A 16,378-nucleotide genomic window follows, 5' to 3' on the forward strand; every position below is an offset into this window, starting at 1 on the left:
TCGGATGCAACGTGGTACTCGGCATAGCTGCCATCGCCTTCGAAAATCTGCGTGGTGTACCAGACTTCGTCACCTGGCACGAAGCTCGTCACACCCGGGCCTACAGCTTCGACGACGCCGGATACGTCATGCCCGGTAATGGCGGGGAGAGGGACGTAATCAACGTAGTCGCCCCGGCGTACCTGGTAATCCAGCGGGTTGATGGAGGTTGCGTGAACCCGCACCAGCACCTGTCCTGCCTGCGGTACGGGTTTGGCCACTTCGCTCAGTTCGAACGCGTTCGGGCCGCCAAAGGATTTGAGTACTTGCGCTTTCATTGTGGATCCTCACTTCTGCAAAAAGGGATATAGAGAATTTTCGATATATAAGTGCGTAAATTAACTATTCACGTTAGGCATGAACGCGCCCTGCGCGCTCGCTGTCGGTTACCGCCAGTCGTTGGCCCAGTGGCGTGCGGCTGAAACCACCTTCAGCAATGCGTTSGCCGAGAGGGGTGCGGTCGAAACCACCTTCAGCAATGCGTTGGCCGAGAGGCGTACGGTCGAAACCGTCTGCAGCAATGCGTTCRCCGAGAGGCGTACGGTCGAAACCGTCTGCAGCAATGCGTTCGCCGAGAGGCGTRCGGTCGAAACCGTCTKCAGCAATGCGCTCGCCGAGAGGCGTGCGGTCGAAACCGTCTTCAGCAATACGTTCGCCGAGAGGCGTGCGGTCGAAACCGTCTTCAGCAATACGTTCGCCGAGAGGCGTGCGGTCGAAACCATTTTCTGAAACATCCAGATGGTCGGTGGTTACTTGCTGGCCGGTCGTAGCGCTTTGCAACGGCTGCGGGTTAGAAGGAGTTACAGCGAGTGCAGATGAAGCCACATGGGCCAGAATTACAGCTGTAAGTACGTTCTTCAAAAAAGTTTGCGCTTTCATTTTTGGTTCCTCGTTTCTGGAAAAAGGGATATAGAGAATTTTCGATATATATGATTAAAAAAAATGCACGGTCGCGCCTAAGGTCTCTCCATCGTGAATCCTCGCTTCGGTAAAAAGGGATATCGAGAATTATCGATACATTAAGTTAAAAAATTACAGCTCTTTGCCTATGAGCTCAGCCAGAGCACGGATATTGGCTTCATTGCGCTTGTAGTAGGTCCACTGCCCGATACGACGAACTTCTACCAGGCCGACTCGTTGCAGCGTCGCAAGGTAATCCGACACCGTCGACTGCGACAGACCAACACCTTCCTGAATACTGCTTACGCAGACGCCCACGGTATGAACGTCCCCTTCATCTTGGGGAGGAAAGTTCTTCACCGGATCCTTCAACCCCTTGAGGATTCCAAGGCGTGTAGGGTTCGAAAGGGCTTTGAATACATTGATCAGTTCCATGGGGGCAATAATATCGACATTTACCGATATGTCAATGCAATGGTCAACCGTTCATCGGACATTGAATCCAAGGGCTGCGGTCAGCTCACCGACGCTTACCTCTGCTATCAGATCATCGCTCAGGATAGTCACCCGTAGAACAGAGCACGCTCGCTAGCACGGGGGACGCGGCAGGAGGGGCACGACACCTGCGAACGTCGTACCTGCTGATCGGGCCATCTCGCCCGGTGCGGCACTACCGGTACGCGCGTCATCGAGCACAATACCAGGCGCAGCAGGTCCGGGAGCATCGGCCATTGATAGCCTATAGCTGCGAACATGGCACGCGACATGCCCTCGCCGCCCTGCCCTTTCTCACCCGCCACAGCATCAGTGGCATTGGCCTGGTATCTGATAGAAGCGAAGATTTGATGGTGACGCTGCTCGTCCATGGCGCCATCTCCTGTTTTGTCTGCAGGTACCTGCGCCTGCATGGATGAAAGCAGCCCCAATGCAACTGCATGCAACACGTATGCGAATCAGAATACAACGTACGCGGCGCATGCCAATTGACTCATACGCATCGCACGCAAATTGCTTGAGGACGAATTTCGATGGCGCAGAAGCGTGCAGCGATGATCGTGGAAACGCGCAACAAACTGATCAAAGCGGCGCGCGAGGCTTTCGCGGCGAAGGGCTATGCGGACAGCTCGATGGGCGACCTGACCGCTGCCGCAGGTCTGACGAGACTGAGGCTGGACTGAATCGGCTCGCCAAGGGTTGAGTCATGGAGGAAATCTTGCCCGCATCCGAAGAGGATTCAACAGGGTTCCACGCCAAACCGGGCAGATATCTCCGCGCCAGGATTCAGCCTCACCGCCTCGGCCAGATGCTCCGGCGCCTGAGCATGACCAGGCTGGAGTAACCCAGGATGTCCTGCAGGGTGAGGATGTTGCCGCCGTTGTGGATGAAGGGGCCGGCGGTGGTGTGTCGCGAGGAATGGGCGGCCTGCCCTTTCGGCAGGCGGATGGTTGTCCTGGCCAGCGCTCAGTTGCCACTACCAATTAGCGAAATTTATTCATTAATAAAATGAATAAATGCCAAAAATAAGAACATAAATAATCAATAGACTCGCGGCCGTTCTTATCGGAGCTCCGCCCATGTCTGTTCATGAATCAGCCTCTCACTCTGTCGGCTCGCAACGAGGCGCCGGCCTTAGCGTCGCCATCCTGGCATTTTCCGCTTTTCTCATCGTCACCACTGAATTTCTGATCGTCGGCCTCCTGCCTGCTCTTGCCCGAGACCTGGACATTTCCATCTCCATGGCAGGCCAACTGGTGACTCTTTTTGCCTTCACAGTGATGATTTTCGGCCCACCGCTGACAGCAATGCTGTCTCATCTTGATCGGAAGAAGCTGTTCGTGGCCATTCTGCTGATTTTCGCCGCATCGAACGCGCTTGCGGCGGTATCGGAGAGCTTTTGGCTTCTCGCCGTCGCGCGCCTGGTGCCTGCACTGGCGTTGCCCGTTTTCTGGGGTACCGCCAGTGAAACCGCAGGGCAACTGGTCGGTCCCGAAAAAGCGGGCCAGGCGATCGCGAATGTTTACCTGGGTATCTCTGCCGCGATGCTGCTCGGCATTCCGCTGGGCACTCTGGTGTCGAATGCGCTCGGCTGGAGGGGCGCATTCTGGTCGCTCGCCGGCTTATCGATGATCATGGCGCTGGCAGTCCTGGCGTTCATGCCTGCCGTTTCCCGCACTGCCAAGGTGAATTTTCTGCAGCAAGCGAAGATTTTCAAGGAACCCTATTTCCTTTCGAATGTGCTGCTTTCCATCGTCGTGTTCAGCGCCATGTTCACCGCTTACACCTACCTGGCCGACATCCTGGAGCGCGTGGCGGGCGTGCATCCGGAAAATATCGGATGGTGGCTGATGGCATTCGGCGCAGTCGGCCTGGTCGGCAACTGGATTGGCGGCAAGGCGATTGATATATCCCCGATCAAGGCCAGCGTGCTCTTTTTGCTTCTGCTGGCGATTGGCATGACTGCGATTGTTCCGTTCGCTCATGTGAGCCTGATTTTCTGTGCTGCGCTGGGCCTGTGGGGCATTGCAAATACCGCTCTTTATCCGGTCAGCCAGGTCCGCGTCATGAGTTCGGTCTCCCACTCCAAGGCACTGGCGGGCACCACCAACGTATCGGCGGCGAATGCCGGCATCGGTATTGGCGCTATTGTCGGCGGCATGACCATTGCCAATCTGGGGGTCGATTATCTTGGCTATGCGGCTGCGGCTATCGCCGTCATGGCTCTGATGCTGGTGCCGCTGGTACACAAGCTGGCGTCCCGGCAGGAGCAGGCACCTGCGACCTGAAAGCGTCGGTTCTGATCAATGCGGAGCATGATTCGGCGTGATCAGTGTTCCGCCGTATCTGTCGAGACTCTCGTTCCATAAGGCGTAAGCCGAAGGCGCAGGTAGTCCAGAAGGGCTCTGACCTTGGCGACGTTTTCGCGATTTTTCAGCCAGATCAAATGCATGGGCAAACCATCCGTAGCCAGGTCTGGCAGCACCTCGACGAGCGTGCCCTGTTCAATGTGGCGCTGCGTAAGCCAGGTCGGTAACTGCCCGATACCGTGACCTGCAAGCACCGCTGCCACCTCCCCTTCACCGTCTCCAACTGCAATTCGCGTCTGCATGGTTCGGCGCTCCATCTCTCCCGGCCGTGCGCCCCTGAAGAACCAGGGACCAACCAAGCCATCGCTCTGCACGTAACCGATGCACTGGTGGTTATCCAGATCATCCTGTCTTTCTGGACAGCCGAAGCGCCTCACGTAGTCCGGTGAAGCGCAGAAGATCAGGCGCTGCGCACCGAAATACTCATGCCCCAGATTGGCCGGCCAGGTATCCGGGCCACCGATGCGAACGACGATATCGATGTTCTCGTGAACAGGATCGATGAACCGATCGGTGAACGAGATATGCGGCTGAAGCATGGGGTGCAGGCGTACAAAATCCATGATCAACGGCAGCACATGGAGGCGACCGTAGGAGGCCGGCAGGTCTATGCGGACCTTGCCATGGAGCTCGTGTTCCTCGCTGACGAGCGCGTGCTCGACCTCTTCCAGCTCGGACAGAACCGATGTGCAGGTTCTGTAGAACAGGACTCCGGCGTCGGTGAGCGCCAGCGAGCGGGTGGTGCGATTGAACAGCCGCGCGCCCAACCGCTCCTCCAGCCGTGCCACGCTCTTGCTGACGGCGGAGCCGGTGAGATTGAGGCGTTCGGCAGCAGCACTGAAACTGCCAGAATCAGCGACAGCCACAAAGACATCGATCCCCTTCAGCCGCTCGGACGAGTGCATCCCTATCTCCATTTCTGAACCCAGGTGCGATCCTACCGAAATACCTGGCAGAGGCCTGCATCCAACTCGGTGATTCGCTCAAGAGCACGCTGCAGAAACGCTGCAGATCGATGCGTTGAGCTGATGCGATAGAGCGGCCAGCGCTGGATGCTGAGCACAGAGAGCTAGCGATGGTGAAAGAACGCCGAGGAGGATTCGGACTCTGCCTCGAGAATCCTTGCCGCGATGCTCAGGGCGTCATCCTTGCGCAAACGCCCTGACGTTGGCGAAGGCCTCGCCGAAGTAGGCTTCGTAGCTGTGCTTTTCGACGTAGCCCAGGTGCGGTGTACAGAGCACGCGCGGATGGGTCAGCAGCGGATGATCGGCCTGCAGGATCGGCTCCTGCTCGAAAACATCCAGCGCCGCCTGACCAGGACGGCCAAGATCCAGCGCGTCAAGCAGAGCCCCCGGCGCGATAAGCTCGGCGCGACTTGTGTTGACCAACAGCGCGTCAGGCTTCATCCGCGCCAGGTCAGCGGCGACTACACAGTGCTGGGTGGCAGGCACCAGGCGCAGGTGCAGGGTGAGAACATCGGCCTGCTCGAAGAAAGCTTCGCGCGTCGATGCGGCCTCGTAGCCATCGGCGATGGCGGCCTGGCGCGAAGCCTCGCTGCCCCACACCAGGACACGCATGTCGAAGGCTCGTGCATAACGCGCCAGACGCTGGCCAATCTTGCCGTAACCCCAGATGCCCAGCGTCTGACCATACAGACGCTGGCCGAGGTTGACCTGCCAGTGCCCGGCATACAGACCGTTGATGGCCTCGCGCAACTGCCGCCGGGCATTGAGGATCAGCGCCCAGGTCAGCTCGGCCGCTGCGATCGGCGAGCCGGTGCCCTCGGCTACGGTCACGCCGCGCTCGCGGCAAGCCTCCAGATCCAGATGCGGGCCGGCTCGCCCGGTCTGGCTGATCAGCTTCAAGTTCGGCAAGCGTGCCAGCAGCGCGGCATCGATACGCGTGCGCTCGCGGGTCAGCACCAGCGCCTCGGCATCGGCGAAGCGCTCGGCCAGCACCTGCGGATCGCTCACGGCGTCGTGATACAGGCGGACATCGAAGCCCTCCAACAAGCGGAAACAATCGAGCTGTTGAACGACCCGCTGATAGTCATCCGGTATCACGATACGCATGCCAACCCTCCGAATCAGGCCACGCTGGCGGCGCGGCCCTGCTGACGACGCGCACGCCAGGCGCGCCAGAATGGCAGCACGATCATCACCGCCACCAGGCCCCAGACCACCCAGGTGATCGGGCTGGCGTACAGGATACCGAGATCACCGCTGGACAGGGAAAGCGCACGACGCAGGTTCTGCTCCATCATCCCGCCGAGGATGAAACCGAGCAGGATCGCCGACAGCGGGAAGTCCAGCTTGCGCATGACGTAACCGAAGAGGCCGATGGCGATCATCAGGTACAGGTCGAAGGTGGTCGCGTGCACCGCGTACACACCGATCGCAGTGATGATCGCCACCGCCGGTACCAATGCCCAGTAAGGCACGGCCAGCACCTTGGTGAAGACCTTGATCATCGGCACGTTCATGATGATCAGCATGATGTTGGCGACGAACAGCGAGGCGATCAGGCCCCAGACGATGTCCGGCTGGTTCTGGAACAACAGCGGTCCCGGCGTGATGTTGTACAGCGTCAGGGCGCCGAGCATCACCGCAGTGGTGCCCGAACCCGGTACGCCGAGAGTCAACATCGGCACCATGGAGCCGCAGGCTGCAGCGCTGTTGGCGGTTTCCGGTGCGGCCAGACCGCGCAGGTCACCGTTGCCGAATTTATTGTCCTTCACCGCCATGCGCTTTTCGCTCATGTAGGAAACAGCGCTGGCCAGCGTCGCCCCGGCACCTGGTAGCACGCCGAGCACGAAGCCGACCACGCCGCTGCGCAGGTTGGTGGCAAGCACGAAGCCGCCCTCCTTCATGCTGAACAGCATGCGCCCGCTGGCCTTGATCGCCTTCTGCCCATGATGGGTACGCTCGAGCAGCACCAGCAGCTCGCTGACCGAGAACAGCCCCAGCACCAGCACCACGAACTGAATGCCATCGGCCAGGCCCAGGCTGCCGAAGGTGAAGCGATAGACGCCGCTGTTGGCGTCGATGCCCACGCACGACAGCAGCAGGCCGATCAGAGCCGCGACAGCGGTTTTCAAGGGTTTGTTGCCGGCCATCCCGGCCAGGCAGGTGATGGCGAACACCATCAGCACGAAATATTCGGCGGGGCCGAACGCCACCGCCCACCTGGCCAGTAGCGGTGCGAACAACACGACGCCAGCGGTAGCGATCAGGCCGCCGATGAACGAGCTCCAGGCCGACAGGGACAGTGCGACGCCGGCCTGGCCCTGGCGGGCGAGCGGGTAGCCGTCGAGGGTGGTCATCACCGCGGAGGCTTCGCCCGGAATGTTGAGCAGGATCGAGGAAATACGGCCGCCGTATTCGCAGCCCAGGTACACCGCCGCCAGCAGGATCAAGGCGGTTTCCGGCGGCAGCCCCAACGCGAAGGCAACGGGAATCAGCAGGGCCACGCCGTTGATAGGGCCAAGGCCTGGCAGCAGGCCAACGACGGTGCCGATCAAGGTGCCACACAGGGCAGTAAGCAGGTTGTAGGGGCTAAGCGCCACGCCGAAGCCATGGCTGAGATAACCGAGAGTATCCATGGGTTCAGCTCTCCAGGGTCGAAAGGATGCCAAGCGGCAGGGGTACGGCCAGCGCCTTGTCGAACAGCAGGTAGAGGCCGATTGCCAACACCACACCACTGATCAGGCTGTGCAGCCAGCTGCCGCCATACAGACGCGCCATGCCGATGCCGAACAGCACGCTGGCGGGGATGAAACCGAGCGATTCGAACAGCACCGCATAGCCAATCATCAGGCCGAGAAAGACCAGCGCCTTGATCATCACTTGGCGGTTCAGGGGCGGTTCTTCGCCCTGCACCTCACCGGCCGGCTTGAGCAGCAGTTGCAGGCAGGCAAAGGCGATCAGCAGTAACAGCAGCAGCGGGAAGGCCTTGGGCCCGACCGGCTCGTAGGAAAACGGGGCGCTGTAGCCCCAGGCGAAAAATCCCAGGATGCAGCAAAGCAGCAGGGTCACCCCCGCAAAGATACGGTCATGCATGTGGATGCGCTCCAGAACGCTGCGCCGTCAGGGACGGCGCATGGGAACTCGATTACTCGACCAGGCCGAATTCGCGACCGAGCTTGCGGTACTCAGCAACCTGACTCTTGACCAGCGCATCCAGCTCCGGCCCGGTCACGTAGTAAGGCAGTACATCGCGGTCGGCCAGGTAGGCCTGGAAGTCGCTGGAGGCCGCAAGCTTGGCGAAGCGCTCCTGCCACCAGGCCACGTCTTGCTCTTTCACGTCTGGGCCGAGGAAGTAGCCGCGAATCAGTGGCCACTGGATCTCGTAACCCTGCTCGCGGGCGGTGGGAATCGAGGCCAGATCGCCACCCAGACGCTCTTCGCTGAAGATCGCCAGGGTGCGGATCTTGTTGCCCTGCTGCGCGCGGATCTCGCTTGCGCTGCCAGTGACCAGGTCCACGTGGCCGCCCATCAGCGCCATGTAGTGCTCGGCGCCGCCCTCGAACGCGGCGTAACGCAGCTCGCGCGGATCGACACCTGCCGCGCGGGCCAGCAGGGCGATCTTCACCCAGCCCTGACCGCCGACACTGCCGCCGCCGCCAACCACGATGCTTTTAGGGTCTTTCTTCAGCGCCTGCACCACATCGTCGAGGTTCTTGTAAGGCGAGTCATCACGTACTGCCAGGGTGCCGTAATCGTTGCCGACGGTGGCCAGCCACTTCACTGCGGTCTCATCGAAACGACCGTATTTACCCAAAGCCAGGTTCAGCAGCGAAGCGCCGGAGAAGGCCACCAGGGTGCCGGATTCTGCCCGGCGGTTGGCGGCGATGGAGTTGTAGGCCACGGCGCCGATGCCGCCAGGCATGTAGGTCACGCGCATCGGTGCCTTGAGCAGGCCTTCATCCTTGAAACCGGCCTGGGCCAACTTGCAGGTCAGGTCGAAGCCGCCGCCTGGCTTGCTTGGAGCAATGCACTCCGGACGGGAAGGTTCACCAGCCAGTGCCGAGCCACTGGCAAGCAATACGGCGAAAGACAGCGGCAGAATGCGGCGAATAGTGCAGGTGATCATGATGGGTTCCTCTTATTGGTCTTGTATGTAGGCCGATGCGTTACCAGAGCGGCACGATATAGCTCAGGATCAGACGATTCTCGTCCAGGTCACGAACGAAGCTCGAACGGTAAGTCGCGTTTCTCCAGGTCACTTTGAGATTCTTCAGCGGGCCATCGCCGAAGGCGTAGGCGATATCGGTATTACGTTCCCACTCGCGCCCCTCGCCTACCGCCAGGTCGACCTGGTCACCGCGTACATAGCGGGTCATGAAGGTCAGTCCCTGCACGCCTACACGGGCGAAGTCGAAGTCATAGCGCAGCTGCCAGGAACGCTGGTCCGGGCCGGCGAAATCATTGATCTGCAGGAAGTTGGTCAGGTAAGGCGTGGCACCGTTGACATAGGTAAAGGCATCATCGCCGAGCATTTTCTGGTAGCCGAGCCCCAGAGAATGCCCCGCGACGCTGTAGGTGAACATCGCGTTGACGGCCTGGTTGTCGATCTTGCCAACCCGCTCCTGCCCCGCTTCGCTGTTGTTGAAATAGCGCAGGTCGCTTTTCAGCTTGCCAGGCCCCAGCGCCAGGTTGTGCTGCACGCCGAGAAAATGCTGGCGATAGACATCGCTCAGTTCGGCGTAGTGATAGCTGGCGAGCAACTGCGGGTTGATCGCGTAATCGACCCCGGCGAAGCGCAGCTCGTCGCTCTCGGGGCTGCGACCGAAGCGGCCATTCTTGTTGTTCAGCGCCAGCTTGTCGGAGCCGGAGACATTGCGCTGCACCACACGGTCGATCTCGCCCAGGGTGAAGGTGGCGCGCTCGAGATCCTTGCTCTGCACCTGCCAACCCTCGAACACCTGTGGCAGCAGACGCGAATTGCTGTACTGCAGGTAGGGCATCTTTGGCAGCAAGGTGCCCACGCGCAGCTGGCTTTCGGCGAAACGCACCTTGCCGGTCACGCCGAGCTTGCTGTAGTCGTCCTCGGCACGGTTGCGACTGTCACGCGGCAGCAGGTCGGTACCGCTGCGATCAGGCGAGGAGTCGAGCTTGACCCCTAGCATGCCGATGGCATCGATACCGAAACCCACGGTGCCCTGGGTGTATCCGGACTCCAGGTTGAGGATGAAGCCCTGCGCCCATTCTTCACGTTTGTTCTGCCCGGCATTCTCGCGAAAGTCGCGGTTGAGGTAGAAGTTGCGCAGCTCCAGGCTGGCCTTGCTGTCCTCGATGAAACCGGCGGCATGGACACTGACTGCAGGCAGCGCCATGACCGTCATGCCGACGACGGAGCAACTGAGGGATTTTTTTCTTGTCATTGTGGTTGGCCCTACGGGTGTGGTTGTAGTGAGGCGAAATCAGGTGCCGGTGCGCCGCAGGCTGGGGATGTACACCTCACCCGAGAACAGGCGACGGGCCGTGCGTACCAGCGAGGCGCGCAGGTGCTCGGGGTTGCCGTCGGCGGCAGGCTGCAGGGAAACCTCGATCTGCCCGCCCGGGTGTTCCAGGCGTACCAGCGCCTCGCCTTCGATGGGCGCGATGTCCTGAGCGACGCTGCCGGGCAGCGCACAGGCCGTGGCCAGGCCGATGGCCCCGGTGGCGGCGACCGAGCGGTGGCAGTTGTGCGGCATGAAATAGCGCACGCTCAGCGTGCCGCCGTGACGTGCAGGTGCCAGCAGCACCGGCTTGGGGATGACCATCTGCGATACGTCGCCAAGGCCCATGGCCAGGCCGGCCTGCAGGCGAATGCGCTCCAGGCGCTGGAGAAACGCACTGTCGGCATCCAGTTCGGCAGGCGACTCATAGCCGGTCTTGCCCAGTGCCTCGGCATGCATCAGCACCATCGGCATGGCCATGTCGATGCAGGTCACCTCGATACCATCGAACGCGTCACGCACGCGGCCGGTGGGCAGCAGACGGCCGGTCTTGCCACCAGCGGCATTGAGGAAAGTCAGCTTGATCGGCGCGGCGGTGCCGGGCACGCCGTCGATGGCGGTGTCGCCGTCATAACGCACGCGGCCGCCTGGGGTCATCACGTCGGAATCGACGAAGGTGTTGGTGTTGAGATTGCGGATGCGCACCCGGGTCATCGGCGAGCCGGCATTGACCAGGCCGTGCTCGATGGCGAAAGGACCGATGGCACAAAGCATGTTGCCGCAGTTGGGCGCAGTGTCGACGCGGCGCTGGGTGACCATGACCTGCACGAACAGGTAGTCGACATCGGCATCCGGGTGCGGCGAACGGCTGACAATCGCCACCTTGCTGGTCTGCGGGCTGCCACCACCGATACCGTCGATTTCCAGCTCGTGGCCAGAGCCCATCAGGCTGAGCAATACCTCGTCGCGCTGCTGCGGGTCCGTGGGCAGGTGATTGGCCAGAAAGACCGGCCCCTTCGAAGTACCGCCTCGCATGAGTACACAAGGTACCGTCCGCATGATGCCTCCAACGCAATAAAACTGGTGATTGTTGCTTTGCGTCGATTATGAGGAGCGGATATTTATTCTGTAAAATGCATATATTTCGATATTTATTCCATTAAACGCATTAATGCGTGTGCGTATTTCCTCGCTTGCCAGTCCTGAGCCGAAAGACTAGGGTTCATTGCTAACCTGCAAACAAAAATACGCCAGACTGATAACCCAAGCGCATGAATTACGAACTGCAAGACATCCGCGCTTTCGTGAAAATCGCCGAGTTCGGCAACTTTCACGAGGCCGCCAACGCCATTCACCTGTCCCAGCCGGCACTGACCCGTCGCATGCAGAAGCTGGAGGAAAGCCTCGGCACCCAGTTGCTGGACCGCACCACGCGCCGCGTCAGCCTGACCGCCGTGGGGCGTGATTTTCTGCCCAAGGCGCAGCGTCTGCTGGATGACTTCGAGCGTTCGATCCTCGGTATCCGTGAGTTGGCCGAGCGTCAGTCCGGCCAGGTCACCCTCGCCTGCATCCCGACGGCAGCCTTCTACTTCCTGCCGACGGTGATCCGCGCCTTCAACCTGCAGTACCCGAAGATCCGCATCCGTATCCTCGACCTCAGCGCCCATGAAGGGCTGGAAGCGGTGATCCGTGGCGAGGCGGATTTCGGCATCAACATGCAGAGCGGACAAAGCGCGGAAATCGACTTCACCCCGCTGGTCAACGAGCCTTTCGTGCTCGCCTGCCGGCGCGATCATCCCCTGGCCAAGCAGCCGGAAGTGGCCTGGCGCGAGCTGAGCGATTACCGCCTGATCGGCGTCGGACGCCTCAGTGGCAACCGCGTGCTGCTCGATCACGGCCTGGCCCACCTCGACTGGCGCCCGAGTTGGTTCTACGAGGTGCAGCATCTTTCGACATCGCTGGGCATGGTCGAGGCCGGCCTGGGCATCGCCGCCCTGCCCAGCCTGGCGATGCCGGCCGAGGACCATCCGATTCTGGTCAGCCGGCCGCTGGTCGACCCGGTGATCAGCCGCACCCTGGGCCTGGTTCGCCGCCGCGGCTCTTCGCTGTCACCGGCAGCGGAACAGTTCGTCGAAACCCTGCTGCGGCAATGGCCGAGCTACACCTCCATCGGAACCAGCAACACCGCCGAACTCGACAGCTGAGCCGTCGCTCGGGCCGGCATTGCGCTCGCCGCCGGTCCGGCGCGCCTCGATCGCCAGCAGCCAAGCAAGACAGGCCGCCGAAAAACCGGATAATGGCGGCCATTTTGTTTCGCTCGCTGGTACTGCCCCATGGAAATCAAGGTCAACTTTCTCGACAACCTGCGCCTTGAGGCCAAGTTCGACGACTTCACGGTGATCGCCGATCAGCCGATCCGCTACAAGGGCGACGGCTCGGCGCCGGGGCCGTTCGACTATTTCCTGGCCTCTTCGGCGCTGTGCGCGGCCTACTTCGTCAAGCTGTACTGCCAGACGCGCGACATCCCCACCGAGAACATTCGCCTGTCGCAGAACAACATCGTCGACCCGGAGAACCGCTACGCGCAGATCTTCAAGATCCAGGTCGAGCTGCCGGCGGACATTTCCGAGAAGGATCGCCTCGGCATCCTGCGCTCCATCGACCGCTGCACGGTGAAGAAGGTGGTACAGCAGGGCCCCGAGTTCATCATCGAGGAGGTGGAGAACCTCGACGCCGACGCCCAGGCGCTGCTGATGCCGGTGTCGGATACCACCACCTACATTGCGGGCAAGGACCTGCCGCTGGAGCAGACCATCGCCAACATGTCGGGCATCCTCGCGGACCTTGGGATGAAGATCGAGATCGCCTCCTGGCGCAACATCGTGCCCAACGTCTGGTCGCTGCACATTCGCGACGCGCAGTCGAACCTGTGCTTCACCAACGGCAAGGGATCGACCAAGGAAAGCGCCCTGGCCTCGGCCCTCGGCGAGTTCATCGAGCGGCTGAACTGCAACTTCTTCTACAACGACCAGTTCTGGGGCGAGGACATCGCCAGCGCCGAGTTCGTCCACTACCCCAACGAACGCTGGTTCAAGCCCGGGCCGAAGGATGCGCTGCCCGAGGAAATCCTCGACGAGCACTGCCTGGCCATCTACAACCCGGACGGTGAACTGCGCGGCTCGCACCTGTACGACACCAACTCCGGCAACACTGTGCGCGGCATCTGCTCGCTGCCCTTCGTGCGTCAGAGCGATGGCGAGACGGTGTACTTCCCCTCCAACCTGATCGAAAACCTGTACCTGTCCAACGGCATGAGCGCCGGCAATACCCTGAGTGAGGCCCAGGTGCAGTGCCTGTCGGAAATCTTCGAGCGCGCGGTCAAACGCGAAATCCTCGAAGGCGAGCTGTGCCTGCCGGACGTGCCGCCAGACGTACTGGCCAAGTACCCGGGCATCGTCGCCGGCATTAAGGGCCTGGAGGAGCAAGGCTTCCCGGTGCTGGTGAAAGACGCCTCGCTCGGCGGTGAATTTCCGGTGATGTGCGTGACCCTGATGAACCCACGTACCGGCGGCGTGTTCGCCTCATTCGGAGCCCATCCGAGCCTGGAAGTGGCGCTGGAGCGCAGCCTCACCGAGCTGCTGCAAGGCCGCAGCTTCGAGGGACTCAACGACTTGCCGCAGCCGACCTTCGACAGCCTGGCGCTGACCGAGCCGAACAACTTCGTCGAGCACTTCATCGACTCCAGCGGCGTGGTGTCCTGGCGCTTCTTCGGCGCCACGCCGGACTTCGAATTCGTCGAGTGGGACTTCTCCGGCGAAGGTGCCGACTCCAACGAGCAGGAAGCCGCCACCCTGTTCGGCATCCTCGAGGACATGGGCAAGGAAGTCTACGTGGCCACCTACGACGACCTCGGCGCCAACGCCTGCCGCATTCTGGTGCCGGGCTACTCGGAGATCTATCCGGTCGAGGACCTGATCTGGGACAACACCAACAAGGCGCTGCTGTTTCGCAAGGACATCCTCAACCTGCACGCCCTCAGCGACCGCGAGCTCAAGTCGCTGCTGCGCAACCTCAGCAACACCGAAGTCGACGACTACACCGACATCACCACGCTGATCGGCGTCGAGTTCGACGACAACACGGTGTGGGGCCAGCTGACCATCCTCGAGCTGAAGCTGTTGATCAATCTGGCGCTGAAGAAATACGACGACGCCAAGGAGTTGGTCGAGGCCTTCCTGCAGTACAACGACAACACCGTCGAGCGCGGCCTGTTCTACCAGGCGGTCAATGCGGTGCTGGAGATCCAGCTGGACGATGAACTGGAGCTGGCCAACTACGAGCACAACCTGCGACGCATGTTCGGCAGCGAGCGCATGGACGCAGTGATTGGCTCGGTAGACGGCAGCGTGCGCTTCCATGGCCTGACGCCGACCAGCATGAAACTGGAAGGGCTGGACAAGCACCTGCGCCTGATCGACAGCTACAAGAAACTCCACGCTGCCCGCGCCAAAGCAGCGGGTCTGGCCGGCTGAGCATGGCCAGCGAGTGCCCAGCACAAGGCGTAGCAGCGCTGATGCTCGCCGCTGGCTACAGCCGCCGCTTCGGCGCCGACAAGCGCCGTCTCGTGCTCGACGACGGTCGCTCGCTGCTGGCGGCCAGCCTGGCACTGCCCTGTTCGATGCTCGAAGAGGTCTGGCTGGTGCTGCGCCCGGACGAGACAGGCGCTGAGTTGGGATTATCCGCAGGCATCAGGATCGTCCAGCATCCAGCGACGGCGCAAGGCATGGGCCATAGTCTGGCCGCAGGGGCCGAGTGTCTGCTCGCCGAATCGAGCGCTGACGCGGTGGCGATCTTTCTCGCCGATATGCCGCTTATTCGCCGGAACAGCCTGGAAGCCCTGCTCGCCTACGCCAGCGCAGAAAAAATCGTAATGCCCAGCTACCAGGGCAAACGCGGCCACCCGGTGCTGTTCGGCCGTGATTTCTGGCCGCAGCTGGCGGCGCTGAGCGGCGATGCAGGAGCCAGGACCGTGCTTCAACAGAACGCTGAAGCGGTGCATATCGTCGAGCTGGCTGACCCCGGCGTGCTGCAGGATATCGATACCCCGGAAGACCTGGCTCGACCATAGCGCCCCATGGCGGGTTTCACCCGCCTTACCGCCCGGTCTGGCGCAACAGCACCTCACTCAGCGCCTGCGCCGCGCTGGACAGCTGATGCCCGGCCTGGTGCAGCAAGCCCACCCTACGCGACACCTGCGGCTCGCTCAGCGGCAGACAACGAGCCCCCAGCTCTTCCATCTGCTGCAGGCACAGCTGCGGCACGGCGCTGACGCCGAGGCCTTCGGCGACCATACGTCCGACCGTGACCAACTGATGACTCTCGAACGCCACCGGCAGCTTGCCGTGGCTGGAGATCACGCTGTCTTCCAGCAGCAGGCGTACCGCCGAAGGGCGCTGCAGGGTGATGAAGGGCTGCTCCAGCAACTGCGTCCAGGTCAGCGCCGACTGCCCGGCCAGCTCGCTGGTCGCCGGCACCACGGCCACGAAACGATCATCGTACAGCGGCGTGAACTGCAGACCGTCGAGGGTCGCCGGCTCGAAGGCGATGCCGAGCTCGACGCGGCCATCGCGCACCATTTCCATCACCTGTTCGTTGATCACGTCATGTACCGTCACGTTGACCCGTGGGTAGGCATCGCGAAACACGCGCAGCGCCGCTGGCAGGCGGTTGCCGGCGAACGATGGCATGGCGGCCACTGCCACCTTGCCCATCTGCAGGGTGAAGTGCTGGTGCAACAGGTCCTCGGCGTTGTCCCAGTCGGCCAGCAGCCGCACGGCAATAGGCAATAACGTCTCGCCCTCTGGCGTCAGCGCCACACTGCGGGTGGTGCGCACCAGCAACTGGCCACCGAGCGATTGCTCCAGATTCTTGATCGCCAGGCTCAGTGCCGGTTGCGACAGATGCAGGCGCTCGCAGGCCTGGGCGAAGCTCAGGCTCTGTGCCACGGCGAGAAAGGCGCGTAGCTGCTTGACGGTCATTGATTTATTTACCTGATCAATCAAGAGGAAAAACAAACTTAACAAATAAGCTCATAGCGCAGAAGCTTGACCACAGCCTGGCAGTGCTCCTGCCCCAC

The 16,378-nt window shown here is 61.5% G+C and carries 16 protein-coding genes and 1 pseudogene; 5 read left to right on the forward strand and 12 right to left on the reverse strand.

Annotation, left to right across the window (positions count from 1 at the left end; genetic code table 11):
• The 3 genes from INS93_RS00005 to INS93_RS00015 all read right to left on the reverse strand — a co-directional run.
• Positions 1 to 317: alcohol dehydrogenase catalytic domain-containing protein (locus INS93_RS00005; protein ID WP_192979846.1), on the reverse strand; the 317-nt coding region annotated here is incomplete at its 3' end.
• A 73-nt stretch (positions 318 to 390) separates the two neighbouring features.
• A complete protein-coding gene (locus INS93_RS00010; protein WP_192979847.1) occupies positions 391 to 918 on the reverse strand; it encodes a hypothetical protein in 528 nt (175 codons plus the stop codon).
• Positions 919 to 1,071: 153 nt separating this feature from the next.
• A complete protein-coding gene (locus INS93_RS00015; protein ID WP_072423782.1) occupies positions 1,072 to 1,374 on the reverse strand; it encodes an ArsR/SmtB family transcription factor in 303 nt (100 codons plus the stop codon).
• A gap of 593 nt (positions 1,375 to 1,967) precedes the next feature.
• On the opposite strand from INS93_RS00015, the gene INS93_RS00020 reads away from it, so the two are divergent.
• Positions 1,968 to 2,117: a TetR family transcriptional regulator gene (locus INS93_RS00020; protein WP_420707249.1), complete on the forward strand. Its 150-nt coding sequence runs from the start codon at positions 1,968 to 1,970 to the stop codon at positions 2,115 to 2,117.
• 56 nt (positions 2,118 to 2,173) lie between these two features.
• Here INS93_RS00020 and INS93_RS24945 read toward each other — a convergent pair.
• A pseudogene (locus INS93_RS24945) lies at positions 2,174 to 2,397 on the reverse strand (hypothetical protein); the annotation flags it as partial.
• A gap of 116 nt (positions 2,398 to 2,513) precedes the next feature.
• On the opposite strand from INS93_RS24945, the gene INS93_RS00025 reads away from it, so the two are divergent.
• Positions 2,514 to 3,722, forward strand: coding sequence for an MFS transporter (locus INS93_RS00025; RefSeq protein WP_192979848.1), 1,209 nt, complete (start codon positions 2,514 to 2,516; stop codon positions 3,720 to 3,722).
• A 41-nt stretch (positions 3,723 to 3,763) separates the two neighbouring features.
• Here INS93_RS00025 and INS93_RS00030 read toward each other — a convergent pair whose 3' ends face one another.
• From INS93_RS00030 to INS93_RS00060, 7 genes are all read right to left on the reverse strand, one after another.
• A complete protein-coding gene (locus tag INS93_RS00030) occupies positions 3,764 to 4,708 on the reverse strand; it encodes a LysR family transcriptional regulator (protein ID WP_192979849.1) in 945 nt (314 codons plus the stop codon).
• 237 nt (positions 4,709 to 4,945) lie between these two features.
• Positions 4,946 to 5,875 carry a D-2-hydroxyacid dehydrogenase family protein gene (locus INS93_RS00035; RefSeq protein ID WP_192979850.1) on the reverse strand — a complete coding sequence of 310 codons (930 nt, stop codon included), beginning with the start codon at positions 5,873 to 5,875 and terminating at the stop codon, positions 4,946 to 4,948.
• A gap of 14 nt (positions 5,876 to 5,889) precedes the next feature.
• The gene (locus INS93_RS00040) at positions 5,890 to 7,404 is read right to left on the reverse strand and encodes a tripartite tricarboxylate transporter permease (protein ID WP_192979851.1); all 1,515 of its coding nucleotides are present in this window, start codon (positions 7,402 to 7,404) and stop codon (positions 5,890 to 5,892) included.
• Between the two features lie 4 nt (positions 7,405 to 7,408).
• Positions 7,409 to 7,861: a tripartite tricarboxylate transporter TctB family protein gene (locus INS93_RS00045; RefSeq protein WP_192979852.1), complete on the reverse strand. Its 453-nt coding sequence runs from the start codon at positions 7,859 to 7,861 to the stop codon at positions 7,409 to 7,411.
• Between the two features lie 52 nt (positions 7,862 to 7,913).
• Positions 7,914 to 8,894, reverse strand: coding sequence for a Bug family tripartite tricarboxylate transporter substrate binding protein (locus INS93_RS00050; protein WP_160018427.1), 981 nt, complete (start codon positions 8,892 to 8,894; stop codon positions 7,914 to 7,916).
• A 40-nt stretch (positions 8,895 to 8,934) separates the two neighbouring features.
• On the reverse strand, positions 8,935 to 10,185 hold the full coding sequence (locus INS93_RS00055) for an OprD family porin (protein WP_192979853.1): 1,251 nt from the start codon (positions 10,183 to 10,185) through the stop codon (positions 8,935 to 8,937).
• 39 nt (positions 10,186 to 10,224) lie between these two features.
• Positions 10,225 to 11,301, reverse strand: a complete 1,077-nt coding sequence (locus INS93_RS00060) for a 4-oxalomesaconate tautomerase (RefSeq protein WP_160018431.1) — start codon at positions 11,299 to 11,301, stop codon at positions 10,225 to 10,227.
• Between the two features lie 212 nt (positions 11,302 to 11,513).
• On the opposite strand from INS93_RS00060, the gene INS93_RS00065 reads away from it, so the two are divergent.
• From INS93_RS00065 to INS93_RS00075, 3 genes are all read left to right on the forward strand, one after another.
• Positions 11,514 to 12,446 carry a LysR family transcriptional regulator gene (locus INS93_RS00065; protein ID WP_160018433.1) on the forward strand — a complete coding sequence of 311 codons (933 nt, stop codon included), beginning with the start codon at positions 11,514 to 11,516 and terminating at the stop codon, positions 12,444 to 12,446.
• 129 nt (positions 12,447 to 12,575) lie between these two features.
• The gene (locus INS93_RS00070; protein WP_192979854.1) at positions 12,576 to 14,774 is read left to right on the forward strand and encodes an OsmC domain/YcaO domain-containing protein; all 2,199 of its coding nucleotides are present in this window, start codon (positions 12,576 to 12,578) and stop codon (positions 14,772 to 14,774) included.
• 2 nt (positions 14,775 to 14,776) lie between these two features.
• Positions 14,777 to 15,370 (forward strand): nucleotidyltransferase family protein, encoded by a 594-nt coding sequence (locus tag INS93_RS00075; RefSeq protein WP_192979855.1) that lies wholly within the window; start codon positions 14,777 to 14,779, stop codon positions 15,368 to 15,370.
• Positions 15,371 to 15,395: 25 nt separating this feature from the next.
• Here the strand turns inward: INS93_RS00075 and INS93_RS00080 are convergent, their stop codons facing one another.
• Entirely contained in the window at positions 15,396 to 16,280 is an 885-nt protein-coding gene (locus tag INS93_RS00080) for a LysR family transcriptional regulator (RefSeq protein WP_192979856.1), read from the reverse strand.
• Between the last annotated feature and the right edge of the window lie 98 nt (positions 16,281 to 16,378).

Source organism: Pseudomonas sp. EggHat1 (genome assembly GCF_014892995.1).
Classification (GTDB): Bacteria; Pseudomonadota; Gammaproteobacteria; order Pseudomonadales; family Pseudomonadaceae; genus Aquipseudomonas; species Aquipseudomonas chaetocerotis.